Raw genomic sequence first — 26,671 nt, 5'->3', positions numbered from 1 at the left:
TAGTGTTTTAAAATGAGAAAAAAGGGGCCACACATCTATCCGTTATCACTGTTTTGATTCCTTGTGGCACCCCTTTTATATTAGCTATTTGCTACTTTTGTTAAAGCTTCGATTACGCGATCTGCTTGGAATGGCTTTACAATAAAGTCTTTTGCCCCGCCCTTAATTGCATCTAATACCATACCTTGTTGTCCCATTGCTGAACAAATAACAACCTTTGCACTTGAATCAATTTTCATAATTTCTTTTAATGCTTCAAGTCCGTCCATTTCTGGCATAGTAATATCTAATGTTACAATATCAGGTTGAAGTTCTTTATATTTTTGAATTGCCTCCACTCCATTTTCCGCTTCTCCGATTACTTCAAATTCAGAATTACTTTTTAATAAGTTTTTAATCATTGTTCGCATGAACATCGCATCATCTACAACTAAAATTTTATGTGCCATTCTTTTTGATTCTCTCCTTCTATGTATAAATATATCTTAATATTTCACCTTATCATTCTCACTCATTATACAAAATAAAACGATAAAATTTAATATTTTTTTAAAAGAATTTCTTCATTTTAGTATTTTATTACTAAAATACTAAAATACTATTCTTTAATGTAAATGACAACGCGACGGTTTTTCTCCCAATTTTGCGGTGAATCATTCGGTACAACTGGCTTTGTGTCTGCATATCCTACCGCAGCTAACCTTTTATCCTCCACATTATACACTTCAATTAAATGGTGGATCATATTAGCTGCTCGTGCTGAAGATAATTCCCAATTAGAAGGGAACTTTTCATTATGGATCGGTCTACTATCTGTATGCCCCTCCACAACAATTGAGTTTGGTACGGATTGAAAAAATCCGACTAATTTGCTAATAATTTCTTTTGCTTCAGGCTTAACGTTCGCATCACCTGTATCAAATATTAAATTATCTACTATAACAACGCTTACCCCTGTATCTTCTCGATATACATTCACTTGACTAATACCGTTATTATCTACATATGCTTTTAACTTTTTGTACAAGTCGTCCATTCGCTTTTTTGAGACCATTTTTTCATCATTTTTTTCATGTGAAATATCTGGTATAGTATTTTCCATTACTTTTGCATCAACTTGCTCCGTATCACTAAACTTTTCAAGCATCTTTGACAATTTTACTGCATCCTGCTTTGAAGTAGCAACTAGTAATACAAAGAAAGTTAATAATAACATCGTTAAATCTGTAAAAGTCGTCATCCAACGAGGCGATCCCTTTTGCGGTCGTTTTATCATCACCATACCACTCCTTGCAATATTAGGCTGCTCGTTTTACTTTTTTTATCTTTGTTTCGTATACATACGTATCGAGTTTTAACTTTAATTTAGACGGAATTTGTCCACGATACAATTCTGAAATTGCTTCAATAACAAACTTCTTCTCTGTATATAAATCTTCAATACCACGATACACTTTTTCAGCAAGAGGGATTGCAATCATATTTGCAAGTACTGATCCATACAATGTCGTTAACATCGCAACTGCCATCCCTGTACCAATTTGCGATGTGTCTTGCAAGTTTTGAAGCATAATGATAAGACCAATTAAAGTCCCTATCATACCCCAAGCCGGAGCGAAATCGCCAATTTTATCTAATAATACTGCCCCTTTTCTTAATTCATACACTTCCGTTTCAACATCTTTCATTAACACTTCTTTTAATTCATCTTCATCGTAACCACTTAACATTAATCGAATTCCTTTTTGAATAAAAGGATTGTCCACCTGCTCTCCATCAACCTCTAAAGAAAGTAAACCGTGTTTTTTAGATTTTTTTGAAAAATCAACAAACAAATCCGTTAACTGTTCTAAATCTTCTTCTTTTCTATGTAAAACAGTAAAAATACTTTTCGTATATTTTTTTATTTCTCCAAATCGATATGCTACAACAATTGTCGCAGTTGTTCCCCCTATGACAATTAAAATAGATGAAACATCTAAAAAGTTTTTAAAAGCTTTTATTCCGCCTCCACCAAGCATAATTGCCGCTATCACTATGGCAAAACCTACTAAAATGCCAAATGGGCTAGAAATGTCAAACTTCCTTTTTTTTCTTTCTGGTCTAGCAAATCCTTGATTTTCGTCTCCCATATTCCTGCCCTTTCCTTTTCATTTTTATAAAACATTTTTTTATTTTAATAATGCGTTTTCACATATAATGCTTATTATACGCTCATCATCTATTTATCGCAATATACTCATAAAATTGACACATTTCATTTCCATATTAGAATTATAGTATGGAAATACGAGGAGGATCACGATGGAACATAACATTTTACAAGTCATTGCACTAGCAGAAAAACTAAAATATGAAATGCGACATAGCTGGCTTTCTAACGGACGTCAAGAAAGTGTTGCTGAACATACGTGGCGCATGTCTCTAATGGCCATTTTAGTTGAACCTTATTTAGATCAGAAAGTAAATATTGAAAAATTACTTAAAATGGTTATTATTCACGATCTAGTCGAAGCAGAAGCTGGTGATATTCCTGCTTTTGATACAATGAATAGTCATGAATTACAATTACAAAAACAAATAAATGAACAAGAAGCAATTTCAAATATTAAACGAACATTAAAAGGTTCTCTCGGCGAGGAATTATATGATTTATGGATGGAGTTTGAAGCGAAAGAAACGTACGAAGCAAAAGTTGCTAACGCACTTGATAAGCTTGAGGTAAAAATTCAGCATAACGAAGCTGATATTGATACGTGGCTACCAATTGAGCATAAAATGACATTCCAAGTAGCAAAGCATACAAACTTTGATTCTTTCCTATCTAAATTACAAAAAATCATTGAGCAAGATGGTGAAAAAAAATTATTAGCTGCTGGCATTGACGTTGAAGCCTGCAAGCAATAATGAAATAAGACACTCAGTACGAGTGTCTTATTTCATTATTGTTGATACAGCCTGCTTGTAAATAAGTTGTTGTTTTCCATCAACTAACATTAAAACGGTAAATTTGTCTATTGCAACAACTTCTCCTACTATTCTAACGCCACTCTTTAAAAAAATTGTAACAATACCTTTTTCTTCTTTTATTTGTTTATATAGCTCTTCTTGTAAATGTTCCAAATATATCTCTCTCCTCTTTGTTGAATATCTTAATATAAAAAACTACAAATTATTTATTTATGTACTTTATCTTTCACATTCATAAACTTATTAATAAGTATATCTAAATCTCGGCTAAATAACAAAACTTTATCATGATCCAATCCATGTCTAGCAACAAGTTGAATTAGCTCTTTCTTTTTAGTTTCTATTTTATTTTGTAGTTGTCCCATCTCCATCTCTTCACTAAAACTCCCTTTTCCCATAATATTACTTGTAAAATTATAGTACAAATCCTCTCATAAAAAAATATAAAAATGGTTTTTTTTACAATTTTTATATTTTTTTATGAACAAATCGCAAAATATATAACGATTCATTCATACATCAGTAACTCAATATACACTTAAAATGACCACACAGGCGTTTGTCTAATTACAAAAGAGACTGGCTCCTTTTCCATACGAAAAACATACTGTATACAGTAGTCCATGAATTATATAGATTAACTTACTCAAAAGGAGGAAAACATATGAGTTATGGTGGAAGTTGCGCTGGTTTCGGCGGTGGATTTGCTTTGCTTATCGTACTATTCATCCTTCTAATCATCATCGGATGTAGCTGTTGGGGTGGCGGCGGATACGGATACTAATATATCCTATCCTTAACAAATGAACGAAAAACTATAAGAAAACAGCTCATATTTGAGCTGTTTTTTCATACTTTCGTATGAAGTTATATCCCTCCTTTTTCTGATTTCAACTCATAAAAAAACGTTTACTATGAAATAAGAAATATTTTTACTTAGGAGGATTACAATGATTAAAGGTCTTTACGAAGCACATTTACCCGTCCGCAACTTAGAGGTATCAATATCTTTTTATGAATCACTTGGACTGAAATTATATAAAAGAGGAGATGATATTGCTTTCTTTTGGATTAAGGAAAATGAAAGTTGGCTCGGTCTTTGGGAAGGTACAGAATATAAAGTGAATTATCACCCCTCTTTACGACACATCGCCTTTCAAGTAAGCTTACATGATTTAGAACATGCGATACATTGGCTAAACCAAAAAGGCATTTCAGCACGAAAAGACTTTGGAATGGAGCCAATTGAACCGATTGTTTTTCCAAAATTAGCACATGCCGCCGTATACTTTAACGATCCTGACGGAAATAGTTTAGAATTGATTGCACAATTACCTGTTGGACTCCCTACAGAGGAGAAAGTGTATTTAAGTGAGTGGAAAAAACAAGTTCAAGCATCATCATTACATAAGGATTAATCTTTTTATGTCAGTTTCTTATTCCGCGCTTCTTAAAACAAATAATAACTTCAAAAAACTATTTTATGGGCAAACATTAAGTGTGCTTGGAGATTGGTTTCATACTGTAGCTTTATTAACGTTCGTCTATAGCATAACGGAATCTCCATTTATGATCGCACTCATCTTTATAAGTAAAGGTTTACCTCAGCTTCTGCTTAGTCCTTTCATAGGCGGAGTTGTAGATCGTTTTTCTAAAAAGAATATTATGATTTTTACCGATATTTTACGAGGCATAATCGTCCTCACTTACTTATTCGCACTATATAAAATTGAGATTATTTTCATTTCTAATATATGTTTATCCGTACTTTCTTGTTTATTTGAGCCGGCTAAACAAGCAACCTTAAAAAACATCGTACATCAAAATCATTTCGTAACTGCTAACTCTCTTTCTAGTACAATGAATGGTTTTATGTCTATTATGGGTGCTTCTGTAGGCGGGATAATTGCACAATCTTTACATATTGAGTTCGCTTTTTTAGTAAATAGCCTATCATACTTTATTTCAGCCTATTTTATTTATAATATGAGTGTTCCCTCTTATGATACTTGTAAGAAGAAAAAAGCATTTTTTACTGATATAAAAGATGGTTACACATACATATTACAAACAAAAATCATTTTAATATTAATTCTTGTAGGCATTTCATGGGGGCTTATTGGAGGTGCTTATCAGCTACTTCTAACAATCTATGCCGAAAAAATTTTCCACACGAACATTGGGATTTTATATACGGTTCAAGGGGCTGGGCTTATGATAGGAAGCCTTCTCGTTAATCTTTACATATCCAGCAATAAAGAAAAAATGAAAAAAGCATTTGGTTGGGCCTACTTCCTACAAGGCTTTTTCTTTCTTGGATTCATTCTATCCGATCAACTTATTTTCGGTATCATTACATTACTCTGTATGCGCATAGCAGGAGGAATCATCGTTCCACTTGATACGACATTACTTCAAACTTACACGCACGAAAATATGATTGGTAAAGTTTTCTCCTTTCATTACTCTATTTATAGCTCACTTATACAGTTATCTATGCTCATGACAGGATGGTTATTAGAAATCCTTTCTCCTCAAATAATTGGTAGTTTTCTAGCTACATGTTGTATTTTTGTTAGTTTTATATGGCTGTTCTTGTATTATCGCGGGAAACTTAATGAAGAATCTACTATTGCTTAATAGCATGTTTATGTACATGCTATTTTTATTTATGTCGAAATATAAAGGAAAAAGACGATTTATTTTCCTTACGTTCTAATTTTTTAGAATGTACAATAAATTTAGATTATAAGAAAGGGGATGCCATAATGTTTGACGATAGACTTACTATTTCAGCTGAACAGCAGAAGCTCATTTCCAACGCAACTCGTATTCAAATTCTTCACCTTTTAAAAGACGAAGCACTCACTGCAAAACAAGTAGCTACTAAACTAAACAAATCTACTGGTAGCGTACATTATCACGTTCAAATTTTATATGATGGAGGGTTACTTGAATTAGTAGACACGAAGGAAAAACGAGGGATTATTGAAAAATATTACAAGGCAAAATCTGCTCATTTCTATATTGAAGAAAGCGGCACAGAGGGAACGAATACAGGTAGTCATATTGTTTCTCATTTATTTTTAACTCCAGAGGAATTACAACAGCTTACTTGGGAGGTTACACAAGTTTTATTACGCTGGGAAAACAAAACCGCTCGTCAATCTAACTCTGAAGAGGAATACGCTATTTCCTGCAGGATAAAAAAACAATGAAAGAAAGGTTCAGCTGCTCATGAAAAATAAATTATTATTATTGTCGGGAACAGGAATTTCTCGTTTAGGTGATTTTATGTATCTCATCGCCTTAAACGTAATGGTGTTACATAGCACAAACTCTCCTGCTGCTGTAGCAGGATTATGGATTGTCGGTCCAATTGCGACCGTTGTTACAAAAATTTGGTCTGGTAGCATAGTAGATCGATTAAACAAACGGTCCATTATGCTTATCACAGATATCATTCGAGCAGTTCTCATTGGCTGCGTTCCACTATTTGATTCTATTTGGGCCATTTATATTTTTATCTTTTTGACTCGCATTGCTACATCATTTTTCGATCCAGCTTCATTTTCTTATAAAACAATGCTTATACCTGCTGAAGAACGCGCTCAATTCAACGCTTGGAGTAGCTTTTGTACAAGCGGGGCTTTTATTATCGGTCCAGCTCTTGCTGGAATACTTCTCACCACGCACTCAGCATCCTTTGTAATTTACTGCAACTCACTTTCCTTTCTACTTTCTACTATTCTCATTTATTTCTTACCTAATATTACGTTACAAACAAAGCAAAGCGAAGAAGTTGCAAATACTTTCGTACAAACATTACGAAGTGATTGGAAACAAGTTTTTTCATTCGCTCGAACTGAAACGTACATTATTCTCATATTCGTTTTATTTCAAGCGACTATGCTTGTCGCTATGGCACTTGATTCACAAGAAGTTGTTTTTACAAGACAAGTACTGTTTTTAACCGATATAGAATACAGTATGCTTGTTAGTATAACTGGCGCTGCTTACGTTTCCGGTTCATTTCTTGTCTCTCTCTTTGCCAAACGTTTACCAATTCAATATTGTATCGGATTAGGGACAATTTTCACAGCAATAGGCTATGTAATTTTCGCCTTTTCAAATTCATTTATCGTCGCGGCAGGCGGTTTCATTTTACTTGGCATTTCTTCATCATTTGCTGGTACTGGCTTTTTTACATTTTATCAAAATAACATCCCGGTTCATATGATAGGACGTATCGATAGCGTATTTGATTCCATAAAAAGTTTTATCCAAATCTTTTTCATTTTAGCAATTGGAGCATCCGCACAATTTCTTTCCGTTCAAATGACTGTAATAAGTAGCTCGTTACTCATCCTTTTCCTTTCCTGTTTATTAGCAATCCGAGTAATGACGCCTTCACGAGAAAAATATTTTAAGGCTACAGGATCATCATTGGAATATTAATTGCAACATATAAAGCGGCTACTTTGCCGCTTTTTTCCCCGTATGAAAGGCCAGTAAGCCTCCACTGATTAAAGTTTTACTTTATGTTAAAATATTAATGAAATTTGATTATGTGGGGGGGCTTTTTTGAATACTATATTCATGTTCATTTGTATTATATTAGTAGCTTCTATTTTACAAACAAGTACCGGTTTTGGCTTTTCTATTATGGCAACACCTTTCTTACTCATGTTATTTCTACCACAAGAAGCTATACAAATAAATATCATTTTATCATTCATTATTTCTATATCACTCATTTGGAAAATAAGAATGGACATTGATTGTATTCTACTGAAAAGATTAATTTTCGGCAGTATAGTTGGTGTTCCTTTTGGTATTATCATTTTCACTTCTATTAACATCAACACATTTAAATTAGCAATTAGCATCCTACTCTTACTATTAACTTTGATGCTAATCTGTAACTTTAAGATTCAATCAACAAAATCTAGAGATTTCATAGTTGGCGGATTATCCGGTCTTTTAACGACAAGTATCGGTATGCCAGGACCACCCCTGTTACTGTACTTTACAGGAACTGATACAAAAAAAGAGAAGCTGAGAGCAACTACTTTAGCTTTTTATCTATTTATATATTTCATTAGCCTACTAACGCAAATACTCTTTACTGGCACAAACAAGACAATTTGGGAATCAAGTTTTTACGCTATTCCAATCGTATTTCTAGGTTTGTATATAGGTCAAATTATTTTCAAATGGCTTAATCAACGAGTTTTTAAAATATTTACGTATATTCTTTTGAGTTGTACAGGTATATATCTTCTTATTGAAAGTTTGCATTTGTTATAAAAGGTGCTTTAGTATGTGTCATAACGGCGGATAAGTTTTCAATATTTTTAAACGTGATAACAATAAAAAGCGGCTATTATGCCGCTTTTTATTTTCAAATTAAATATTTTAAAACTAGAAGCCCACCCATCGCTATTACAAACACATTGAAAAAAATCAGCCAACTTTTTTCAAACTCTTTATATCTCTCTTCTTTCACCCCGCGTTGTTTTAGCTTCTCAATTACAGTTTTCAGTTCTTGCTCATGCTCGGTACTTCCTAATTGTATATAGTTATTATCTATAGTAATTCCATATACATTCTTCATTTTTTTATGTCGCGAAACTGCTTGAATTGAGTTGATTAACACATTGTACTCATTTATTTTTTTGAAATAACAATCTAACGATTTAATTCGTAATCTTGTATTTGTTAAAACAATGTAATAATAAAAAGTAGCACCTGCAGTTATTATACTTGGGATAACTTTAGAATTCACAAGGCTCCCCTCTTCCACTAATATTTCACATTCAATTTCTTCTCCTTCTTGTAACTCTTTCCGAACTGATTCTTCCAACATTTGCACCGTTAATTTCTTCAATAATTCTCCGTTTTTCACATAATACTTATCTACATTTATAGTCTCATCCGCTTCTTTCTCTAAACGTGTAATCTCTTCCTCTGAATATTGGAGCTCATTTAACATAGATAATAATCTTTTATCCATATTACACACTCCCTTTCCACAGTTTTTGAATTTTTTTCTTCCCGCGTGAAATTCGATTATATATATAATCCACCGTTACTTTTAATTCTTTTGCAATGTCATCAATGGAATATCCATCAATATACCTCTTTAAAAAGATATATCGATCTTTCTTATTTAAATCTTGAACTATTTCCATAATCTCTTCTTCTTGTTCTATGTCATACCTATCATGGACACCTGTATCTATCTCTACGTCTTTATCAATTTTATTCTCTTTATATACTTTCTTTTTATATTCCAACGCCTTTAGTTTAGTAATACCAATCATCCAAGATTTTAAGTTGCCCTTTTCTGTATCAAAATGGTCGATATGAAACCAAATAACAGTAAATACATCGTTATAACAATCATCCACATATTGTTTCTCCATAGGGGTACTTAATGATTTATGAATAATGTACAAAATTAATTTTCCATATTGATCAATCACTTCTTTCAAAGCATCTTGATCGCGTTTTTTCATAGCTATAATGAAATCCTCTTCAGAATTGAAAATCATAAGCATCTTCCTTCCTCAATTCCCCTTTAGCAGCTGCCTTTACTTACTATTGGCATTTCATTCTCATTTTCTATCACTTTTGTAAAAAATTATTAATTTTTATTTCTATGTATATGATAACAAACAAAATACCTAAGTTCAGAAAGTAGTATCTACATTCTGAACTTAGGTATTAACAATTAAATTATTCACTTATACTAACGTTTCATCACAAGTCTCTGTTACGTTTTTAAAATATTGCAAGTTCTCCTTCGCTTCAGGTCTTCCTTTTTACTCACTTCTTATTAAATCCTTTTTCACTTAAAAACTCTTTCATATGCATTCTTTTTTCTTTAGACATAAATGAACTCATCGATTCCGTCCATGTTACGTTTTTTTGATTTGATGATCTTTCTTTATAATACGCGCTCATCGTTTCGTCGTATTCGTTTAATAATTCATCATATTTCTTTTCATCATATCCATTTTCATGAAGGATAGCTGTTACTGGTAAACGTGGTTTCACTCCATGATCTTCATCTGGTACACCGACTGTCATTCCGAATACAGGATATACTTTATCTGGTAAATGAAGCAATTCGCTCACTTCTCCCGGATTATTACGAATACCACCAATATAACAAATACCGTATCCTAACGATTCTGCTGCTAACGCTAAGTTTTGCGCAAAGAGTGAAGCATCTACCGTTGCTACGATAAAGTCTTCCACTCCTTCATGCTTTATCTCTGTACCATGTTTTTCACATGCCATTTCAAGTCGTTTTAAATCTGCACAACAAACAAAGAATGCTGCGCAATCTTTCACATGACGATTTCCGGATAACTCTGCTAGTTTCGCCTTTAAGTCTTGATCGGTTACATATATAACAGAGTAAGCCTGTACAAAATGCGAGGAAGCAGCATGCTGCGCAGCTTGCACCATTCTTTCTACTACATCTTTCGGAATAGATTCTTCTTTATATTTACGAACTGAAACGTGTTGCTCCATTTTATGTATCATCTCATTCATGAAAATCACTCCTTTTTCTCTTCATAATGAAAAATTAACATATCTTTTCCAATATTCACAACTTATAAGCACAAAAAGAGCAATTCTTTTTGAATTGCTCTTTTTAAAAGATCTATTAATACGGTAAATGAAATTATATCGTCGATTTTTTCAATATATCAACGATTCCCTGCACTATATCGACGATTTTTCAAATATATCGTCGATTCGACAAAAAATATCGACTTACCGACAAATAACGACAAACTCACTCCGAATTATTCCTTATCTTATTACGCTGTTTTCAAAACTTTAATACCTTTTACGATATTCCAAATGAAGTAATAAATCCCTACAAGAATGAATACTGCATATGTGATCATGATCCCAATTCCAGCACCATCAGATTGATTGAATCCTAAACCGTATATTCCTGATATCGCTACCCCTCCGAATAAAATTGCATATGGGAAAATATGTGACCAAAATGCTTTTTTCGCGTGATATTTCACTTCATCCTCTGCAACGAAGTACACGATAATTGGTAATAAAAATGGGGCAAAAAAGATACTAAAGTAACATAGTGAAGATAATATATTATTTCCTTTCATCCGATTCACCTCTAAATAGTTTTTGTTATCTTCATTATGTCAGGAATCCATTCTAGAAACTATCGCTTTACCTTTCATTAAGATGACATATTTGTAAGATTCCCCTCAAAAAATCCCGCCTAGAATGCTAGGCGGAATCACTTCCACTATATTCGATTCATAAACCAATATTGCGTAATGGCTAAATATTCACGTATATTCGATGGAATGACAATTCGCTTCGGTGTTTCGGCCGGAAGACCTTCTAATTGTAAACCTTGCTTAGCTGCTATTTTTTTCGCTCTAAACATGTGGAAATCGTTTGTTACGATCATTCCTTTTTTCATATTGTCCGGAATTAAAGGTTTTGAGAATTTAATATTTTCATCTGTACTCGTTGACTTATCTTCCATGATAATGCGATCTTCTGCAATTTTTAGTTTCATTAATCCATTTTTCATTGCTAATGCTTCTGAAATATCTTCCCCTTTTCCTTTTCCTCCAGACACAATAGCAATTGCTTTCTCATGTGCTTTCAAATACTCAGCTGCTTTATCAATACGATATTGCAATGAGTACGATGGTTTCGTTCCGTTTACTTTCGAGCCTAATACAATGATATAATCAGCTTCATAGGTCGCATTCATGTGCCCATGCTTATAAATGTTATATTGTAAAAATCCCACATAAACGGCGCAAACCATTATAATTCCTATCATATACTTCATTATTTTTTTCTTTCTCATATCTATATACTCCTATGTTCTTTGCTTCTTTCATGATAATATCCATTTATTTGTTTGTATACAGACAAATTCCAAATCACCCTAATTTATCCTCTAGAAAGTAATATTTATATTTCTTTCGGGAACAGTAAGTACAACTTTGCACGAAGGAGTGTCTCTATTGCTTCTCTTTTTATGTAACGTATCGTTCTTTTTTATTTTATTTTTACTATCACTTAAGATGCTCGGTAAATCAGCTTTAGCACAACTAACTCCTCATGATTTTGGTGCGATTATCTTTTTATCTTATTTAGCTTTTCAAGCCATACCAGTCTCTGGTGCTTTGCAAGCTTTTCTCGGTATGGTTGTAATTACATGTTTACATTTAATCCTTACAAAATTAAGCCTATTCAACAAACTAAATCGTTTTATTCTTGGGCACCCGATTATTTTAATTAAACATGGTGATATTATTTTTGAGAACTTACAAAAAAGTAGGTATCCCATTGCTGAATTACTTTCTAATCTTCGCGTTGCAGGATACCCGAGTGTTCATGAAATTGAATACGCTATTTTAGAAGCGAATGGAGCCATTAGCATTTTACCAAAGCGTGAACTTGTACCATTAACTCCGAAAGATTTGAATATAGATGTTAAGTATGCTGGATTACCAATTGCCCTTATCGTCGATTCACAAATTCAATACGATAACTTAAAGTTAATTCATAAGGACGAAAAGTGGTTATATAAAGAATTAAAAGAAAAAGGAATTACAAACATTAAAAATGTTGCCTTTGCGTCTGTTCAAGAAATTGATGGATCTTTTGCTATTAGTTTAAAAAAATAGAAAATCCCCTTCATTTCTTAAGGGGATTTTCTTCATTATATCGCTTCTTTCTTTCCCGCCATATTTAATGGAACAGGATGTTTCATACGATTCATCGTAAATACGATAATCGCTGTCAATACTTCCGCTACTGGCATAACGAGCCAAATTCCGTTTATCCCAAATAATTTCGGCATAATCCATAATAATGGAATAATAAATAGTAACCCTCGGCTCATTATAATAAGTACTGATTTTGTCGTTTGTCGCACTGATTGGAAGTACTCTCCATATACAATGTTATAGCCTAAAAATACATATTGGATAAAGAACAGGCTAATACCCGTTAATGTTAACTCCAACAACTCTGGAGATTGGACATCAAATAGACCAATAATATATTTCCCAAAGAATAATCCGACAATTATTGCAACGCCTCCAAGTACAACTGCAATTTTCACAGCAAACTGTAATCCTTCACGTAATCTTTCTGATAAATTTGCACCGTAATGGAAACTAGCAATTGGTTGTAACGCTGCTCCAACGCCGAAGAATAGTAGTAATGTCATCGCATGGATACTATTTACCATCGCATAGGAAGCTACTCCTACTTCTCCTGCATATTGAACGAATGCAATATTAAAACCAATCGTTACAATCGCTACTGTACTTTCTGCTGTAAAGCTCGGGAAACCGATTATCATAATTTGTTTTACTGTATCCCATTCAAAATGGAATTTCGTCCATTTTAAAATACTACTTTTTCTAAAGAAATGCGTTAATAATACAAGGAAACCAATCGCTGCCGAAAGAATAGTTGCTGAAGCAGCTCCTGTTACGCCCCATTTAAAGATGAAAATAAAGATATAGTCAAACACTATATTTAATACAGCTGTTACAACTAAACCTGCCATTGCTAAATTAGGATTTCCATCATTTCGTATAAATGTACTTAAAATATTTTCTAAAACGTATATCATTCCAAATGTTAATAATACGTGTAAATAGTCTAATGCATACGGTAAAATCACTTCGTTTGCACCGAATAAGTATGCTAAGTCTTCTATTCTCCATAAGCAAATCGCCGCTAAAACGCCTACAATAATGACTGCTACTGTCATGGATTGAGTAAAAATAGACCTTGCTCTTTCAATTTTATTTTCACCTAATGCAATGGAATATAACGTTGCCCCGCCCATTCCAATCCATAATGAAATAGAGAAGAAAATTGAAAACGCTGGAATAGCCACGTTTACTCCTGCTAAACCGTTTGCCCCAACTCCTCTACTAATCATTACAGCGTCAATTACAATATTCACTGACATTAATACCATTCCAAGAACGGCTGGTATTAAATAAGAAATAAATAAACTTTTTATCGGTTTTTCTCTTAATTTTTCTGTTGCTTCCATACTATTATGCTCCTTTTTTCAACTCTCTTTTCTTAGTTTAAACCTTCAAGTAACTTGAAGGTCAATAGAGAATTTAAAAAATAGGTAACTGAATTATATGAATGAATGTAAATTTGTAATCAATTCAAAGGTTTTCATCTTATTTTTTTACTACAGGAATTTGAATTTCTGTTACTTGCTCCTCTGGATTTTCTGTTACAGACCAATCGATTAATCCAATCTCAATCGCATCTCCACTTACCTCATATCCTTCTTGATCAATGTATGCAAGTAATTCCTTATACGTTGCACCTGTTTCTTCATACGGTCCATGATGATAAGAACAAGCATATAAACCTTCCTTAATCTCATCTGAACTCTGTACTTGGAAAGGCATGTAATCCAAAAGAATAAAAACACTGCTATATGCTTGAAACTCATTTTGCATGAATCCTTTTTTCGCGACTGTTACACCGATATCTCCAGAAAATAAGCTATCATCCATTTGCCTCATATTTTTTTGCAACGAATGAATGTAGTACTCAAACATATCATCCGTCGTATCCGGGGCAACCGCAATAGCTGTTATTTTTCGCTGCGGGATCTCTTTTATTACCATTTGTTCAGCTTTTGCTTTTGTTGCTTCCTTAATTAAATGAATTCTATGCTCCATTTTCGCCAAAGCATACTCAATTTCTCTTTGTTTTTTCAACATCATCTCTTGTTGTTTTTCCAGTAAATTGAGTGCATATGCTGGATTTCTTTCATCAATATATTTCTTAATTTCCTTTAATGGAATGTTTAATTGGCGTAAAAACTTAATCGTATCTAATAGTGAAAATTGATCGATTGTATAATAACGATAATTTGTTTGCGGGTCCACAGTGGACGGATGAAAAATTCCCTTCTCATCATAATAGCGTAAAGTAGATTCCGCTATATTATGCATTTTTGCCATTTCTCCAATTGTAAAGCGTTTATTTAATAACATCTTTTATTTCCTTCCATTTCTATTTATTTCATTATATGTTCATTCTGTCTTCAAAACAAAAAAGAATTCCCACAAGAGAATTCTTTTTATTCATTATTACACCTCTATAATTATAGGAAGAATCATCGGTTTTCTTTTCGTACTCGTATATATATACTTCCCTAAAGCTTCTCTTACTTCTCTTTTCAAAATACCCCAGCTATTCACTTTCTCTTTCTTTACATTATTAATCGTAATAACAGCTAATTTATTTAATTCCTTCAAAAATTCTTCTGAATCACGAACATAGACGAATCCACGAGAAATAATATCAGGACCTGAAATTATTTCTCCATCCACTTTATTAAAAGTAATAACTATAACGAGCATTCCATCTTCTGAAAGTTGTTTTCGATCACGTAATAATGCATTTCCAACATCACCAATTCCTAATCCATCTACATATATATTTCCTGCTTGTATTTTTCTCGATTGAACGGCCACTTCATTACTTATATCTACAACATCTCCATTACGAACGATAAAGATATTCTCTTTTTCAACACCAATTGATTCTGCTAACAAACTATGGTGATGTAGCATTCTAAACTCTCCATGAATTGGGATAAAATATTTTGGCTTCATTAATGTGAGCATTAACTTTAATTCTTCTTGATATGCATGGCCAGATACATGGACTCCAGTAGAACTGCCTGATCCGTAAATCACTCTTGCCCCTAATGCAAATAAGTTATCGATAATTCGCGAAACGTTACGTTCATTTCCTGGAATAGGAGTCGCAGCTATAATAACTGTATCTTCTGGTAAAACATCTACTTGCCTATAGTTTCCACTAGCTAAACGGGCTAAAGCTGCCATTGGTTCTCCTTGACTTCCTGTACAAAGTATTGCGACCTGCGATGGATCTAAACGATTTACCTCACTTGCTTCAATTAACATACCATCTGGAATATTTAGATACCCTTTCTCTAGAGCAACTTCTACTACATTTACCATACTTCTGCCGAGCAAAGCCAGTTTTCGATTTGTTTTTATACAAGCTTCAACTATTTGCTGAACACGATTCACATTAGAAGCAAATGTAGAAATAATTACTTTTCTATTTGCTTTCATAAATATTTCCTCTATCCGTTCTCCTACCGATCTCTCTGATGGAGTAAAACCTGGTCGTTCTGCATTTGTACTTTCCGATAGTAAAGCTAGTACACCTTCACTACCTATTTTAGCCATTTTATGAATATCAGGATGTTGGTTATTTACTGGTGTTAAATCAAATTTAAAATCCCCAGTATGTACTACATTACCTTCTCGAGTATGAAACACAATACCGAGACAATCTGGAATACTATGATTCGTTTTAAAAAATGTCGTCTTAATAGAACCGAGATCAATTTCTGATTCTGCGTGAATGACGATTAATTCTGTATCATTTTGAAGATTATGCTCTTTTAATTTAATTTCAATTAAACCTAACGTTAACTTCGTCGCATAAATTGGTACGTTTAGTTGTTTTAAAAAATATGGTATTCCGCCAATATGGTCTTCATGTCCGTGCGTCACGACTAACCCGCGAATTTTTTCTTTATTTTCTTGTAAGTATGTGATGTCTGGAATTATTAAATCAATTCCTAATAAACTTTCATCTGGAAATTTAGATCCACAATCAATAACGACAATATCATTTTCATATTGAATAGCGTACATATTTTTCCCTATTTCATTTACTCCACCTAAAGCAACGATAGACAAGTTATTTTTTAATGACTTCAAATGATAAGTCCTCCCTTTCACATTTATAATTCGTGAAATAGCATTTAGGCTTTATTATTTGTAATAAAAAAGGACTTCATACTATTTCATACATATAAAATCCACACGCTAATCTTATATGTATATCCCTAATAACACCGTCTCTCTCTAAAAAAGCTCCCATTTTTTCATTGATTTTTTGCAAAATATATTATATATTAATTACAGGTTCAAATTACGAGTTCAAAAGAACTTGTAATCAGACCCTTTGTTTAATGGGTTTTACATATTTTCATTAGGCAAATTCCGAGAAATCGTATGATAAAAATAAAAATGATAAGGAGAGGATCCGATGGAATTCGAATTTTTCTTTCAAATTGCACTTATTTTATTAAGTACAAAGCTTGCTGGTGATCTTAGTGTTAGATTAGGCCAACCTTCTGTACTCGGTAAATTAATTGTCGGTATCGTTATCGGTCCAGCTGTATTAGGTTGGATTGAAAACTCAGAACTTCTAACACAATTAAGTAATGTTGGTGTTATTCTTTTAATGTTTATGGCAGGACTTGAAACAGACTTAGAGGAATTAAACGCAAATCGTAATTCTTCTTTAGCTGTTGCACTTGGAGGTATCATTCTTCCATTCGTAGGTGGTTACGTTTCTGGTCTTATTATGGGAATGGAACAAGGAAATGCTGTATTTTTAGGATTACTTCTATGTGCGACAAGTGTTAGTATTTCCGTACAAACACTTCGTGATTTAGGAAAGATGAAAACACGTGAAAGTACAACTATGCTGGGCGCAGCTGTATTTGATGACATTCTTGTCGTTATTTTATTAGCATTTGCAATGAGTTTCCTAGGTACAGACGATGTTAACTTAACAATGATTATCTTGAAGAAAGTTGTATTCTTCGCTTCTATTATTTTAATCGGATGGAAAGGTGTTCCTGCGATTATGCGCTGGTTATCACCGCTACGCGTATCTGAGTCTATCGTGAGCGCGGCTCTTATCATCTGTTTCTCATTCGCATATTTCGGCGAACTATTAGGAATTGCTGGTATTATCGGTGCTTTCGCAGCTGGTATCGCTATTTCTCAAACGAACTACAAACATGAAGTAGAAAAGAAAGTAGAGCCAATCGCTTACGCTATGTTCGTTCCAGTATTCTTCGTAAGTATCGGTATGAATATTACATTTGACGGTATTGGCGATCAAATTTGGTTCATCCTAGCATTAACAGTAATCGCTGTATTAACGAAACTAATCGGTTGTGGCTTAGGTGCACGAATGACTGGATTTGATGCTAAGTCTTCTGCAATTATCGGTTCTGGAATGGTTTCTCGTGGTGAAGTTGCACTTATCATCGCAGGAACAGGACTTTCTTCAGGTCTACTAGCACAAGATTACTTTACAGCTATCGTTATTGTCGTTATTTTAACTACAATGATTACACCACCAATGTTAAAATACACTTTTGGTGCAAAAGATAAAGCAATGAAAGCAAGTAAATAAGTTTAATAAAAAAGAAGCTTACTATCTTATAAGATAGTAAGCTTCTTTTTCGTTTTATCTTTAAACAATCCCGTTCGTTTTTAACCATTTTTCAAAAATAATTCGTGCTTCATCATCATCAATACCATTACGAAATGAATACACCATAATGCCATAATCATCTACATATTCACCTAGCTTCATTTCCTCCACTTTCTTATAAAAATCGTCTACCTCATAGTGTGGAATATACGCATCCCAAACTGGTTCATGTATTCTTTTGTACGCTGTCACTTCTAAATCATATCCGTCTTCATAATATCCGATGTGATAATGTTGACTAGAATCATATTTCTTCATAATAAATTCCCCTCTCTTTGAAAATTTATCATATTTCACATCATAAACAAAAGCGAGCTGTATATTACAGCTCGCTTCATTCATTAAATACGTTCCATCGCTGTCTTCAACGTTCCAACAACAAAGGCAATTTCTTCACTTGAAATAATAAGCGGTGGTGCTAGCGTTAAAACGTTATTATATCCTGCTGTTGTCATACCGTTTCGTCCTATAATTAACCCTTTTTCTTTACAAGCATTTACAACACTTGCAATTTTGTCGTTATCAATTGGCTCTTTCGTCTCTTTATCATTTACTAGTTCAATTCCAACTAGTAGTCCTTTTCCTCTAATATCCCCTACAAGTGGATGTTCTCCAATTTCTTCTTTTAATTGCTCTAATAAAAGCGAGCCCATTTGTGCAGAGCGCTCAATTAAATTTTCATTCTCCATAATTTCTAAGTTTTTAAGTGCTAGTGCACAAGCTGCAGGATTTCCACCAAATGTATTAATATGACGGAAGAATTCATATTCTCCCTTTCCTTTAAATTCTTCATATATTTCTTTTTTCACAGCTGTTGCTGATAATGGTAAATATGCACTTGTAATCCCTTTTGCCATTGTAATAATATCTGGTTTCACATCATAATTCATAAATCCAAATGCCTTTCCTGTACGCCCAAAACCGCAAATCACTTCATCGCTAATGAGCAAGGCACCGTGTTTTTGACACGTTTCATGAACAGCTTTCATATAGTCTTGTGGCGGCATTAAAATGCCTCCGCCTGTAATAATTGGTTCCATAATAAAAGCTGCAATCGTTTCACTTAGTTCCCATGTCATGACCCGATCTACTTCTTTTACACATTCTACATCATAAATGTTCTCTCTTTCTATTCCAGGCATACGATAACAATCTGGCGGCGTTACATGTAAAAATCCTGAAGCAAATGGCTCATATTGATATCTACGCTGTGCTTGTCCCGTCGCTGCCATCGTTGCCATTGTATTCCCATGATAGCCGCGGTAACGTGACATAAATTTATAACGATGTGGTTCACCTTTTTGCGCATAGTATTGTCTTGCTATTTTAAAAGCTGTTTCGTTTGCTTCCGAACCACTATTAGAGAAGAAAATAACATACTCTCCTCCAAGCCATTCATTTAATTTTTCTGCAAGCTTTATAGCCGGTTCATGTGATTGTGACATCGGAAAGTATGATAATGTTTGTAATTGCTTATATGCCGCTTCTGCAAGCTCTTTTCTGCCATATCCACTATTCACACACCAAAGACCACTCATACCATCTAAATATCTTTTTCCTTGTATATCTTCAACCCAGCACCCTTCTGCTTTTGCCCCTACCATTGTACTATTTGGACTAAAGGGACGCATTCCGTGCCAAACATATTGCTCATCTTTTGCTAATAATTCATCAGTCTGTTTCGTTTTCATCATTTCTTCCACCTTCCATAACAACTTATTTTTCACAAAAGCTGCGCTGGTACCATGATGATTTAAATTTCTCCCTGCTTATTTTCATTCCACAAAATTAAGACAAATCCTACTTACAAAGCAGTATTATTTACAAGAAAAGGACAAAAGAAAAAGGAGCTTTTCTTATCTATCGAAAAGCTCCTCTTTTTTAATGCGAAGACGCGTCACTAATACCATGCCCAGTATTAGATTTTACGAGAATTTCATCAAATTTCGCTGCATCTTCTTTCTTACTAGATAAAACAGTTCCTAAATACGCTGCAAGAAATCCAAGCGGAATCGAAATAATTCCAGGTGTCGTATATGGGAATATCGCTTCCCCAACAAATATAGCTTTTCCAGCTACAGGGTTCCATACATTTGGGCTTAACGCTACAAGAACAATAGCTGATACAAGACCAGCAATCATACCAGAGATGGCACCTGTTGTATTGAAGCGCTTCCAATATATTGTGAATAATATAACTGGCAAGTTTGCACTCGCTGCAACTGCAAATGCTAACGAAACTAAAAATGCTACGTTCAATGTTTGAGCAAATAACGCTAGTATAATAGACAATACCGCTACTCCAATAGACGCATAACGAGCCATGGATACTTGCTCTTTTTCCGTTGATTTCCCCTTGCGGATAATTTCATTATAAAAATCATGTGCGAATGCGGATGCTGCTGTTAATACAAGGCCTGCCACTACAGCTAAAATCGTTGCAAAGGCAATTGCTGATACGAAAGCAAATAAGAAATCTCCGCCCAATGCTTTCGCTAATAAAGGTGCTGCCATATTACCAGCAGGGTTTGCTTTCATAATCGCCTCATTCCCTACAAACGCCGCTGCCCCAAATCCTAAGAAAATTGTCATAATATAAAATGCGCCAATTAACCACGTAGCGTATACGACAGATTGACGTGCTGTTTTTGCATCACGTACTGTAAAAAAGCGAACAAGAATGTGTGGTAATCCTGCCGTACCAAGAACTAGTCCTAAATTTAAAGATAGTGTATCAAGACCATCTTTATACTTTACTCCTGGATTTAAAAACGAATCTTTTAATGGAGTTGCTGTTTTCATTTGAGCAAACATTTCCGTCACACTAAAATTAAATTTTGCGAAAACGATAACAGAAATAATAAATGTACCGGCCATAAGTAATACAGCCTTAACAATTTGCACCCAGCTCGTCGCGGTCATTCCGCCAAAAATAACGTACACTGTCATTAATGTACCAACAATTAAAACGGATGTTGTATATTCGATCCCTAATAATAACTTAATAAGTGCACCCGCCCCAACTAATTGTGCAATCATATAAAAAATTGAAATCGTCATCGTATTAAGCGCTGCAACTCCGCGAACTTTTTTCGCGTCAAAACGCGCCGCAATCATATCCGCTAACGTGTACTTCCCTAAATTCCTTAGCGGTTCTGCGACAAGGTATAGAACAACTAAATAAGCAACTAAAAAGCCGATACTATAAAAGAAACCATCAAACCCAGTTAATGCGATCGCTCCAGCTATACCAAGAAAAGACGCAGCAGACATATAATCTCCCGCAATGGCCAGACCATTTTGCCAACCAGTTAATCCCCCTCCAGCTGTATAAAACTCACTCGCATTTTTCGTTTTTTTCGATGCAAAATAGGTTATGACGAGCGTACCAAGGACAATAATTAAAAATAGTGCAAATGCCGTCGTATTCAAGTTCAGCCCCTCCCTTTTTGCATATTTTGTAGAATTTTTTGCGAGATTTCATCAAAGGATTCCGCCTTTTTGCTATAAATCATACATAAAGCCCAAGTCATAATAAATTGTGCAAAAGCAAATACCCACGCCCACGTAACATCACCAAATGCCGGTGTATTGAGTACCTTTGAATACGATGTTAAAATAGGTAACGCAATAAAAAAACTTAAAAAGAAAATACTCATTGGAACGATAAACTTCTTTTTCTTATTTAATAACAATTGAAATTCTTCTGACTGAACAACCTCTGTATAATTCACCTCATTTTGTAACTTACGTGCTGACGTATCATCTCTTTTCATTCTCTTATCCCCTCTCTTACTAGAAATGCAATTCCCCCTTGTATACCTAAAGACTAAATTTTATAAATATTCAGAAACTTATTTTCATTTTAGACAATCCATACATTCCTGCAAAGATTTTTCGATAGACATTTTTCGGCATTTTCCCCTAAGTTTTTAATATACTTTTTCAAAATAAAGTGACACCTTACTTATTTTTTCCTCATTAAAACAAAAGCAGTGCTTAACGCACTACTTTTTTCTTTTTTTCCTTTTCTAAATTACGAGCTGTTTCGCTTAATTCAACGTCTTTTCCATCTTTAAGCGTTCCAAATATGAAATCGAATACTGGATTTGAAACACCAAACCAAAACTTTTCATTTTTATAATGGTGTAATATGTGCTGTTTTTTTAGCCATCTTCCAAACTTAGTAACAGGACGAATTGGCTTATGTGCAATATAATGTTTCCATTCATAAACGAGAAGCATAATAATCATTCCAATTCCGAACGAAAGTGCAATAGTAACACTTTTTGTTATAGCATATGATATAAGTAAATATATAGTAAAACTCGGTATACTAAACCATACAGGTAAAAATAACAGTTTTAAATCATCTGGATAGACGTGATGGTCATAATGTAATCTTCTTAGCATTTTTAATAAAAATATGTTTTTAGGTGGTTTTAAGTGAAATAAAAAACGGTGTGTCATATATTCGTTTAGCGTATAAAAAATAATACCAAACAAACAAGCTAACAAACCGATCCATGTGAAAAATTGCATTTTTAAAATAATGATAAAAACAAATAAAATACTATACATAATAACGATATCATGTTGTAAAAAGAACTCTTTCCCCACCCTCTTCATCTTCCTTCCCCCTTTTCAAAAAAAACAGTCGCAACATATCGTTACGACTATTTCTTTTCTATATCTTATTCTATACGCTTTACAAATTTGCCTGTTGCTCTATTGTCGAGAAAAAATTGTTCGGTCCAAATATATTTTGCTTCGGAATAATATGTTCCACCGCAAACACTGTTACTTCTCCTCTTTGTACCTCTCCAATGATAAGCCCAAATATTTCATGATTTACAGCAAACGTTGGTTGCTTTGTTTGTAGTAATCTTGCTGCATTCTGAAATACCGCTTCATATAGTGGATTTCTATCAGTAATTTCTTTTCTGATTTTTGGTGCTAACGTAATAATGATTTCTTTTCCGTCAATAGTGGTTCGATACATAAAAATCTCCCCTTCAATCTTATGTGAACAACTGTAAAGCTTTGTATGCAAAATGGATAGAATATCCTACTAAAATAATACCTGCTCCGGCTGTTATATAGCCAAGTGCTTTTTGCTTTAATAAAGTTCTGCCAAAATGGACAGAAAAAGCAATATTTACATTCCATAAAATAATACCAACGATAATACAAAGACTATACAAAAAGGCTTCTTGTTTCGTTACCTTCATAAGCAATGAGCTAAGTGTACTTCCGTATATACCAAACCAAAAAACAAGATTTAATGGATTGGATATCGCAATTAAAAAACCTGCCATAAACGATTGTTTAAGGCCGCCTACCTCTTCTTTTTTATATTCCATATTCGATTGAGAAATTCCTTGTTTTACACTTTGAAATCCTAAATAAAATAATAAGAAAAACCCTGTGCAATACATAAAAGCTTGTACATATGTATACATAAACAGAGAAGATAAACCGAAATAGATGAGAAGCATAAACAAAATATCTGCTGTCATTCCACCAATTCCAACAACCCACGCATGCCAAAAACCTCGTTCAATTCCTCGTTTTAACATTTCAATATTAATCGGACCTACTGGCGCAGCTAATGAAATACCTAATACAATTTGTTGTATAATCGCTCCAAACATCACTCTATCCTTTCTACTTCCTTTACTATTAAGTAATGATGTAATAATTAAAAATAGACTAGCTTCCCTCAAAATATTTACTACTAAAATACCCTTTTTTATCCAAAATATGCAAAAGAGCCATCCAGATGATGACTCTTACTTTTCTATCTTATGAAGAAAAGGACATTTTCCTTTTAACGGTTCTACATCGTCTCCTATAAAGTATTGTTTCCATTCACGATGATCCGGATCACCATAATGACTAATGTTAGGATGTTTCGGCAGCTGATCCCACTTTTCAACTCGCTCACGGACCGTTTGCCTAGAATATGCTCCTTTAGGACGATCCCCTTCTAATCCATCAAATATAGTACGTGGCTGAAATCCAATAACGAGAGAATTTCCTAAATGCCTAGTTTTTCGTTGTTTATAGGCTGGTGCGTTTCCAAATGCGAATATCGGTTCCCCGCCAAATGAAAATTCCCATAAGTAATGGTCTGGGTCTTTAGGAATTTGCTTTGGCCATGTTTCCTTATCGTTTTCATGTAAATATTGTAGTACTTTCCAAAAGTAATCACGGTAATATTCCAGTGATTGCTCCTCACATTCCGGTTCTACAAAAAGAAAAAAGCCTCTTCTTACAATTGGACGCTCTTTCATTAGCTCTAAAAAAGATAACATTGTATGCGGCAAATGACTCCAATCATTATGAGATAGAAAGGAATAGCGAAGTTCATTCTTTTTCAAAGCAGTTAAACCAAAATAACATGGGAAAGTTGGTTCTAATACGACGTTAGAAAAATTTTCAAATTCCTTTGCAACCCAATTCGGTATGTCGTTTCTCATTCTCATTCCTTCATTATCTAATAAATAAGACTCATTCATTCTTTCACCCCATTATGTATAGCATTCAATTAAGACTATTACATACTTGGCCTGTCCTATACCTATTTAAAAATTTGGTTAAAAAATTATTTAAAAATACAAAAAAATAAAATCGCTTACTTGACTAAATTCTCCCAATTCGTGTATATTTAAATTAATCATTTAGCAGAATATTCAAGATTATAGCATTTTTAGTTTATATTATCTTTTCAAATGAATTTCACTAAATGAAAAAAGCAAATGTTTTTAGGAGGAATTGTAACATGCAAGGAAAAGTAAAATGGTTTAACAACGAAAAAGGTTTTGGATTTATCGAAATTGAAGGCGCTGACGATGTATTCGTACATTTCTCTGCTATTCAAGGCGAAGGCTACAAAGCTTTAGAAGAAGGTCAAGAAGTATCTTTCGATATCACTGAAGGAAACCGTGGACCTCAAGCTGCTAACGTAGTAAAACTTTAATCCAACATATGACAGGAGGTTACCTTACTTGGTAACCTCCTTTGTTATTCCTTTGTATATTTCCGTTTTCCAGAGCAAAAACTATGTGAAATGCGCACTATACAAAGGAGGAATTATTAATGGGATCAGAAGTAAATGATTTTGAAGAAGTGAAATTCCGTGTAGAAACAGCACAAAAAATGGTAGGATCAGCGACAATTTCAATGGATCCAGATACATTAGAGCATGCTACCACTGCTGTAGAAGCAGCTCGCTCTCAGCTTGAAATTATGAAATCTGTTGCAACAGATTTAGACGAGCCATTTTTAATAAATGAGGAAAAGAAATTAAGCGAGTGTGAGCATCAATTAAATGAAGCGAAGCACTAAAAAACATCCAGAGAGTTTTCTCTGGATGTTTTTTCATGACAACTGTTCCCCATATTTTTTCAATGTTTCTCCAACTGTACATTGTCTTATACAAAAGGAATGAGCATAATACTTACTATTTGTCTTTCGATTATGTTCTCGCAAAAAACATCCTTCACAATACGTTTCTAATAAGTCATTTACCTCTGTAATGAGTTGCTTTTTATCCACCTTTGCACCTCTCTATTCGGTTATTTCTTTATGACTATCAATCACTGTTCCTTCTAATGCTTGCGTAGCTAATTGATGTGCTTCTTTATTTTGTTTTCTTGATATAGGCTCACATACAAGTTTTAATTTCATTTGCTTTGCTTTTTGCTCAATTTGGTCTAAATAATGATTTAAATGTTCATCATAACAAGGCCATTCTCCAGCCAATTGCTGCAGTACAACTTGAGAATCTCCGCGAAGCGTGACCGCTTCATACTTAATCCCTAATTCCTCGAGTATATTCATGCTATATAGTAATGATGCATATTCCGCTTCATTATTATCATATATGCCTTCTATATATGCATTACGGCGAATTCGGTATTTTGTATTTCCTTTTTTATAGTATACACATATGCCTATACCAGCTTCTTTCGTCTGTACATCATAGCCGCCATCAAAATAAACGAGTATTTCTTGGGGTTCTTCCTCCACTTGTTTGCTCAGCTTCTTCATTTCCTTTAATGACCATTCTGCATCCATTTCATCGTAAAATAATACTTCTTTCACTCTTCCTGTTTTCTCGAAATCCTCCGCAAATTGAAGTGCTTCTTCTATGTTCATATAATCTGTCGTTAATTCCGTCTGAAAACCGCGTTTTGTTTTATACAACCAATGAATTTTATATTTCATACTAGATTCCCCTTATGTAAGACTTCTTATATGTATCCAGCTAATGAAAGCCTCA

The 26,671-nt window shown here is 33.8% G+C and carries 34 protein-coding genes and 1 pseudogene; 11 read left to right on the top strand and 24 right to left on the bottom strand.

Annotated features, from left to right (window positions below):
* Positions 1-80: 80 nt before the first annotated feature.
* The 3 genes from PDQ40_RS01355 to PDQ40_RS01345 form a co-directional block, all read right to left on the bottom strand.
* Entirely contained in the window at positions 81-449 is a 369-nt protein-coding gene (locus PDQ40_RS01355; protein WP_000940577.1) for a response regulator, read from the bottom strand.
* A 149-nt stretch (positions 450-598) separates the two neighbouring features.
* A complete protein-coding gene (locus PDQ40_RS01350; protein WP_000596046.1) occupies positions 599-1,276 on the bottom strand; it encodes an OmpA family protein in 678 nt (225 codons plus the stop codon).
* 22 nt (positions 1,277-1,298) lie between these two features.
* Positions 1,299-2,132, bottom strand: a complete 834-nt coding sequence (locus PDQ40_RS01345; RefSeq protein WP_000502135.1) for a flagellar motor protein MotP — start codon at positions 2,130-2,132, stop codon at positions 1,299-1,301.
* Between the two features lie 172 nt (positions 2,133-2,304).
* Between PDQ40_RS01345 and PDQ40_RS01340 the strand changes: the two genes are divergently transcribed.
* On the top strand, positions 2,305-2,907 hold the full coding sequence (locus tag PDQ40_RS01340) for an HD domain-containing protein (RefSeq protein ID WP_000400760.1): 603 nt from the start codon (positions 2,305-2,307) through the stop codon (positions 2,905-2,907).
* Positions 2,908-2,934: 27 nt separating this feature from the next.
* Here PDQ40_RS01340 and hfq read toward each other — a convergent pair whose 3' ends face one another.
* Together hfq and PDQ40_RS01330 are read right to left on the bottom strand one after the other, a co-directional pair.
* The gene (gene hfq, locus PDQ40_RS01335; RefSeq protein WP_000400661.1) at positions 2,935-3,123 is read right to left on the bottom strand and encodes an RNA chaperone Hfq; all 189 of its coding nucleotides are present in this window, start codon (positions 3,121-3,123) and stop codon (positions 2,935-2,937) included.
* Positions 3,124-3,176: 53 nt separating this feature from the next.
* Positions 3,177-3,395, bottom strand: coding sequence for an aspartyl-phosphate phosphatase Spo0E family protein (locus PDQ40_RS01330; protein ID WP_002091864.1), 219 nt, complete (start codon positions 3,393-3,395; stop codon positions 3,177-3,179).
* Positions 3,396-3,634: 239 nt separating this feature from the next.
* Here PDQ40_RS01330 and PDQ40_RS01325 point away from each other — a divergent pair, with 239 nt between their 5' ends.
* From PDQ40_RS01325 to PDQ40_RS01300, 6 genes are all read left to right on the top strand, one after another.
* Positions 3,635-3,754 (top strand): YjcZ family sporulation protein, encoded by a 120-nt coding sequence (locus PDQ40_RS01325; RefSeq protein ID WP_000120179.1) that lies wholly within the window; start codon positions 3,635-3,637, stop codon positions 3,752-3,754.
* Between the two features lie 166 nt (positions 3,755-3,920).
* The gene (locus tag PDQ40_RS01320; protein WP_270691182.1) at positions 3,921-4,388 is read left to right on the top strand and encodes a VOC family protein; all 468 of its coding nucleotides are present in this window, start codon (positions 3,921-3,923) and stop codon (positions 4,386-4,388) included.
* A gap of 7 nt (positions 4,389-4,395) precedes the next feature.
* Entirely contained in the window at positions 4,396-5,610 is a 1,215-nt protein-coding gene (locus tag PDQ40_RS01315) for an MFS transporter (RefSeq protein WP_000117044.1), read from the top strand.
* 128 nt (positions 5,611-5,738) lie between these two features.
* A complete protein-coding gene (locus PDQ40_RS01310) occupies positions 5,739-6,188 on the top strand; it encodes an ArsR/SmtB family transcription factor (RefSeq protein ID WP_000459093.1) in 450 nt (149 codons plus the stop codon).
* A gap of 19 nt (positions 6,189-6,207) precedes the next feature.
* A complete protein-coding gene (locus PDQ40_RS01305; RefSeq protein ID WP_000791689.1) occupies positions 6,208-7,428 on the top strand; it encodes an MFS transporter in 1,221 nt (406 codons plus the stop codon).
* Positions 7,429-7,554: 126 nt separating this feature from the next.
* Complete coding sequence (locus PDQ40_RS01300) at positions 7,555-8,280, top strand: sulfite exporter TauE/SafE family protein (protein WP_001092070.1); 726 nt, start codon at positions 7,555-7,557, stop codon at positions 8,278-8,280.
* Between the two features lie 94 nt (positions 8,281-8,374).
* Here the strand turns inward: PDQ40_RS01300 and PDQ40_RS01295 are convergent, their stop codons facing one another.
* From PDQ40_RS01295 to PDQ40_RS01270, 6 genes and pseudogenes are all read right to left on the bottom strand, one after another.
* Entirely contained in the window at positions 8,375-8,986 is a 612-nt protein-coding gene (locus tag PDQ40_RS01295; RefSeq protein ID WP_000361347.1) for a flagellar motor switch protein FliG, read from the bottom strand.
* Position 8,987: 1 nt separating this feature from the next.
* Positions 8,988-9,533 (bottom strand): sigma-70 family RNA polymerase sigma factor, encoded by a 546-nt coding sequence (locus tag PDQ40_RS01290; RefSeq protein WP_229142954.1) that lies wholly within the window; start codon positions 9,531-9,533, stop codon positions 8,988-8,990.
* A gap of 186 nt (positions 9,534-9,719) precedes the next feature.
* Positions 9,720-9,785 (bottom strand): annotated as a pseudogene (locus PDQ40_RS01285) (glutamine amidotransferase); the annotation flags it as partial.
* 16 nt (positions 9,786-9,801) lie between these two features.
* Complete coding sequence (nfsA, locus tag PDQ40_RS01280) at positions 9,802-10,536, bottom strand: oxygen-insensitive NADPH nitroreductase (protein WP_073536415.1); 735 nt, start codon at positions 10,534-10,536, stop codon at positions 9,802-9,804.
* Between the two features lie 272 nt (positions 10,537-10,808).
* Positions 10,809-11,126 carry a DUF4870 domain-containing protein gene (locus PDQ40_RS01275; protein WP_061131066.1) on the bottom strand — a complete coding sequence of 106 codons (318 nt, stop codon included), beginning with the start codon at positions 11,124-11,126 and terminating at the stop codon, positions 10,809-10,811.
* Positions 11,127-11,272: 146 nt separating this feature from the next.
* Positions 11,273-11,824, bottom strand: coding sequence for a YdcF family protein (locus PDQ40_RS01270; RefSeq protein ID WP_306447215.1), 552 nt, complete (start codon positions 11,822-11,824; stop codon positions 11,273-11,275).
* Positions 11,825-12,011: 187 nt separating this feature from the next.
* Between PDQ40_RS01270 and PDQ40_RS01265 the strand changes: the two genes are divergently transcribed.
* Positions 12,012-12,677 (top strand): DUF421 domain-containing protein, encoded by a 666-nt coding sequence (locus tag PDQ40_RS01265; RefSeq protein WP_000923930.1) that lies wholly within the window; start codon positions 12,012-12,014, stop codon positions 12,675-12,677.
* A 35-nt stretch (positions 12,678-12,712) separates the two neighbouring features.
* Here the strand turns inward: PDQ40_RS01265 and PDQ40_RS01260 are convergent, their stop codons facing one another.
* The 3 genes from PDQ40_RS01260 to PDQ40_RS01250 form a co-directional block, all read right to left on the bottom strand.
* Complete coding sequence (locus PDQ40_RS01260; protein ID WP_000388377.1) at positions 12,713-14,068, bottom strand: MATE family efflux transporter; 1,356 nt, start codon at positions 14,066-14,068, stop codon at positions 12,713-12,715.
* Positions 14,069-14,207: 139 nt separating this feature from the next.
* The gene (locus PDQ40_RS01255) at positions 14,208-15,038 is read right to left on the bottom strand and encodes a MerR family transcriptional regulator (protein WP_000925946.1); all 831 of its coding nucleotides are present in this window, start codon (positions 15,036-15,038) and stop codon (positions 14,208-14,210) included.
* A gap of 96 nt (positions 15,039-15,134) precedes the next feature.
* On the bottom strand, positions 15,135-16,808 hold the full coding sequence (locus PDQ40_RS01250; RefSeq protein ID WP_270691181.1) for a ribonuclease J: 1,674 nt from the start codon (positions 16,806-16,808) through the stop codon (positions 15,135-15,137).
* A gap of 331 nt (positions 16,809-17,139) precedes the next feature.
* On the opposite strand from PDQ40_RS01250, the gene PDQ40_RS01245 reads away from it, so the two are divergent.
* On the top strand, positions 17,140-18,303 hold the full coding sequence (locus PDQ40_RS01245) for a cation:proton antiporter (RefSeq protein WP_000393887.1): 1,164 nt from the start codon (positions 17,140-17,142) through the stop codon (positions 18,301-18,303).
* A 60-nt stretch (positions 18,304-18,363) separates the two neighbouring features.
* On the opposite strand, the gene PDQ40_RS01240 is transcribed toward PDQ40_RS01245, so the two are convergent.
* From PDQ40_RS01240 to PDQ40_RS01205, 8 genes are all read right to left on the bottom strand, one after another.
* Positions 18,364-18,726, bottom strand: coding sequence for a DUF3986 family protein (locus PDQ40_RS01240; protein WP_001001115.1), 363 nt, complete (start codon positions 18,724-18,726; stop codon positions 18,364-18,366).
* Entirely contained in the window at positions 18,726-20,075 is a 1,350-nt protein-coding gene (locus PDQ40_RS01235; protein WP_000850972.1) for an aspartate aminotransferase family protein, read from the bottom strand. The genes PDQ40_RS01240 and PDQ40_RS01235 overlap by 1 nt, the downstream gene beginning before the upstream one ends.
* Positions 20,076-20,265: 190 nt before the next feature.
* Positions 20,266-21,816, bottom strand: a complete 1,551-nt coding sequence (locus PDQ40_RS01230; protein WP_001098246.1) for a solute symporter family protein — start codon at positions 21,814-21,816, stop codon at positions 20,266-20,268.
* Positions 21,817-21,818: 2 nt separating this feature from the next.
* A complete protein-coding gene (locus PDQ40_RS01225) occupies positions 21,819-22,160 on the bottom strand; it encodes a DUF485 domain-containing protein (RefSeq protein WP_000817360.1) in 342 nt (113 codons plus the stop codon).
* 223 nt (positions 22,161-22,383) lie between these two features.
* Positions 22,384-23,013, bottom strand: coding sequence for a sterol desaturase family protein (locus PDQ40_RS01220; RefSeq protein ID WP_048557449.1), 630 nt, complete (start codon positions 23,011-23,013; stop codon positions 22,384-22,386).
* A 79-nt stretch (positions 23,014-23,092) separates the two neighbouring features.
* A complete protein-coding gene (locus PDQ40_RS01215; protein ID WP_000286373.1) occupies positions 23,093-23,386 on the bottom strand; it encodes a hypothetical protein in 294 nt (97 codons plus the stop codon).
* 19 nt (positions 23,387-23,405) lie between these two features.
* Positions 23,406-24,038, bottom strand: coding sequence for a LysE family transporter (locus PDQ40_RS01210; protein ID WP_002193853.1), 633 nt, complete (start codon positions 24,036-24,038; stop codon positions 23,406-23,408).
* Between the two features lie 138 nt (positions 24,039-24,176).
* The gene (locus tag PDQ40_RS01205) at positions 24,177-24,905 is read right to left on the bottom strand and encodes a YqcI/YcgG family protein (protein ID WP_048557448.1); all 729 of its coding nucleotides are present in this window, start codon (positions 24,903-24,905) and stop codon (positions 24,177-24,179) included.
* 263 nt (positions 24,906-25,168) lie between these two features.
* Here PDQ40_RS01205 and cspB point away from each other — a divergent pair, with 263 nt between their 5' ends.
* Both cspB and PDQ40_RS01195 read left to right on the top strand, forming a co-directional pair.
* Positions 25,169-25,366 carry a cold shock-like protein CspB gene (gene cspB, locus PDQ40_RS01200; RefSeq protein ID WP_001161727.1) on the top strand — a complete coding sequence of 66 codons (198 nt, stop codon included), beginning with the start codon at positions 25,169-25,171 and terminating at the stop codon, positions 25,364-25,366.
* Positions 25,367-25,485: 119 nt separating this feature from the next.
* On the top strand, positions 25,486-25,734 hold the full coding sequence (locus PDQ40_RS01195; RefSeq protein WP_000534391.1) for a DUF2564 family protein: 249 nt from the start codon (positions 25,486-25,488) through the stop codon (positions 25,732-25,734).
* Positions 25,735-25,767: 33 nt separating this feature from the next.
* On the opposite strand, the gene PDQ40_RS01190 is transcribed toward PDQ40_RS01195, so the two are convergent.
* Both PDQ40_RS01190 and PDQ40_RS01185 read right to left on the bottom strand, forming a co-directional pair.
* Positions 25,768-25,944 (bottom strand): zinc-finger domain-containing protein, encoded by a 177-nt coding sequence (locus PDQ40_RS01190; protein ID WP_000358801.1) that lies wholly within the window; start codon positions 25,942-25,944, stop codon positions 25,768-25,770.
* Positions 25,945-25,956: 12 nt separating this feature from the next.
* Positions 25,957-26,616, bottom strand: a complete 660-nt coding sequence (locus tag PDQ40_RS01185) for a ribonuclease H family protein (protein WP_000875519.1) — start codon at positions 26,614-26,616, stop codon at positions 25,957-25,959.
* Positions 26,617-26,671 lie beyond the last annotated feature (55 nt).

Origin of the sequence: Bacillus cereus group sp. Bc061 (assembly GCF_027715825.1) — a bacterium.
In the GTDB taxonomy this organism is placed as follows: domain Bacteria; phylum Bacillota; class Bacilli; order Bacillales; family Bacillaceae_G; genus Bacillus_A; species Bacillus_A paranthracis.
The sequence above is the reverse complement of the archived record's forward strand: the minus strand, read 5'-3'. Positions and strand labels throughout refer to the sequence as shown.

Bases quoted from the DNA above. Each gene is read 5' to 3' on its own strand.
- PDQ40_RS01355 (WP_000940577.1), bottom strand. From the start codon at position 449: ATGGCACATAAAATTTTAGTTGTAGATGATGCGATGTTCATGCGAACA.
- PDQ40_RS01350 (WP_000596046.1), bottom strand. From the start codon at position 1,276: ATGATAAAACGACCGCAAAAGGGATCGCCTCGTTGGATGACGACTTTT.
- PDQ40_RS01345 (WP_000502135.1), bottom strand. From the start codon at position 2,132: ATGGGAGACGAAAATCAAGGATTTGCTAGACCAGAAAGAAAAAAAAGG.
- PDQ40_RS01340 (WP_000400760.1), top strand. From the start codon at position 2,305: ATGGAACATAACATTTTACAAGTCATTGCACTAGCAGAAAAACTAAAA.
- PDQ40_RS01325 (WP_000120179.1), top strand. From the start codon at position 3,635: ATGAGTTATGGTGGAAGTTGCGCTGGTTTCGGCGGTGGATTTGCTTTG.
- PDQ40_RS01320 (WP_270691182.1), top strand. From the start codon at position 3,921: ATGATTAAAGGTCTTTACGAAGCACATTTACCCGTCCGCAACTTAGAG.
- PDQ40_RS01315 (WP_000117044.1), top strand. From the start codon at position 4,396: ATGTCAGTTTCTTATTCCGCGCTTCTTAAAACAAATAATAACTTCAAA.
- PDQ40_RS01310 (WP_000459093.1), top strand. From the start codon at position 5,739: ATGTTTGACGATAGACTTACTATTTCAGCTGAACAGCAGAAGCTCATT.
- PDQ40_RS01305 (WP_000791689.1), top strand. From the start codon at position 6,208: ATGAAAAATAAATTATTATTATTGTCGGGAACAGGAATTTCTCGTTTA.
- PDQ40_RS01295 (WP_000361347.1), bottom strand. From the start codon at position 8,986: ATGGATAAAAGATTATTATCTATGTTAAATGAGCTCCAATATTCAGAG.
- PDQ40_RS01290 (WP_229142954.1), bottom strand. From the start codon at position 9,533: ATGCTTATGATTTTCAATTCTGAAGAGGATTTCATTATAGCTATGAAA.
- nfsA (WP_073536415.1), bottom strand. From the start codon at position 10,536: ATGAATGAGATGATACATAAAATGGAGCAACACGTTTCAGTTCGTAAA.
- PDQ40_RS01275 (WP_061131066.1), bottom strand. From the start codon at position 11,126: ATGAAAGGAAATAATATATTATCTTCACTATGTTACTTTAGTATCTTT.
- PDQ40_RS01270 (WP_306447215.1), bottom strand. From the start codon at position 11,824: ATGATAGGAATTATAATGGTTTGCGCCGTTTATGTGGGATTTTTACAA.
- PDQ40_RS01260 (WP_000388377.1), bottom strand. From the start codon at position 14,068: ATGGAAGCAACAGAAAAATTAAGAGAAAAACCGATAAAAAGTTTATTT.
- PDQ40_RS01255 (WP_000925946.1), bottom strand. From the start codon at position 15,038: ATGTTATTAAATAAACGCTTTACAATTGGAGAAATGGCAAAAATGCAT.
- PDQ40_RS01245 (WP_000393887.1), top strand. From the start codon at position 17,140: ATGGAATTCGAATTTTTCTTTCAAATTGCACTTATTTTATTAAGTACA.
- PDQ40_RS01240 (WP_001001115.1), bottom strand. From the start codon at position 18,726: ATGAATGAAGCGAGCTGTAATATACAGCTCGCTTTTGTTTATGATGTG.
- PDQ40_RS01235 (WP_000850972.1), bottom strand. From the start codon at position 20,075: ATGAAAACGAAACAGACTGATGAATTATTAGCAAAAGATGAGCAATAT.
- PDQ40_RS01225 (WP_000817360.1), bottom strand. From the start codon at position 22,160: ATGAAAAGAGATGATACGTCAGCACGTAAGTTACAAAATGAGGTGAAT.
- PDQ40_RS01220 (WP_048557449.1), bottom strand. From the start codon at position 23,013: ATGAAGAGGGTGGGGAAAGAGTTCTTTTTACAACATGATATCGTTATT.
- PDQ40_RS01215 (WP_000286373.1), bottom strand. From the start codon at position 23,386: ATGTATCGAACCACTATTGACGGAAAAGAAATCATTATTACGTTAGCA.
- PDQ40_RS01210 (WP_002193853.1), bottom strand. From the start codon at position 24,038: ATGTTTGGAGCGATTATACAACAAATTGTATTAGGTATTTCATTAGCT.
- PDQ40_RS01205 (WP_048557448.1), bottom strand. From the start codon at position 24,905: ATGAATGAGTCTTATTTATTAGATAATGAAGGAATGAGAATGAGAAAC.
- cspB (WP_001161727.1), top strand. From the start codon at position 25,169: ATGCAAGGAAAAGTAAAATGGTTTAACAACGAAAAAGGTTTTGGATTT.
- PDQ40_RS01195 (WP_000534391.1), top strand. From the start codon at position 25,486: ATGGGATCAGAAGTAAATGATTTTGAAGAAGTGAAATTCCGTGTAGAA.
- PDQ40_RS01185 (WP_000875519.1), bottom strand. From the start codon at position 26,616: ATGAAATATAAAATTCATTGGTTGTATAAAACAAAACGCGGTTTTCAG.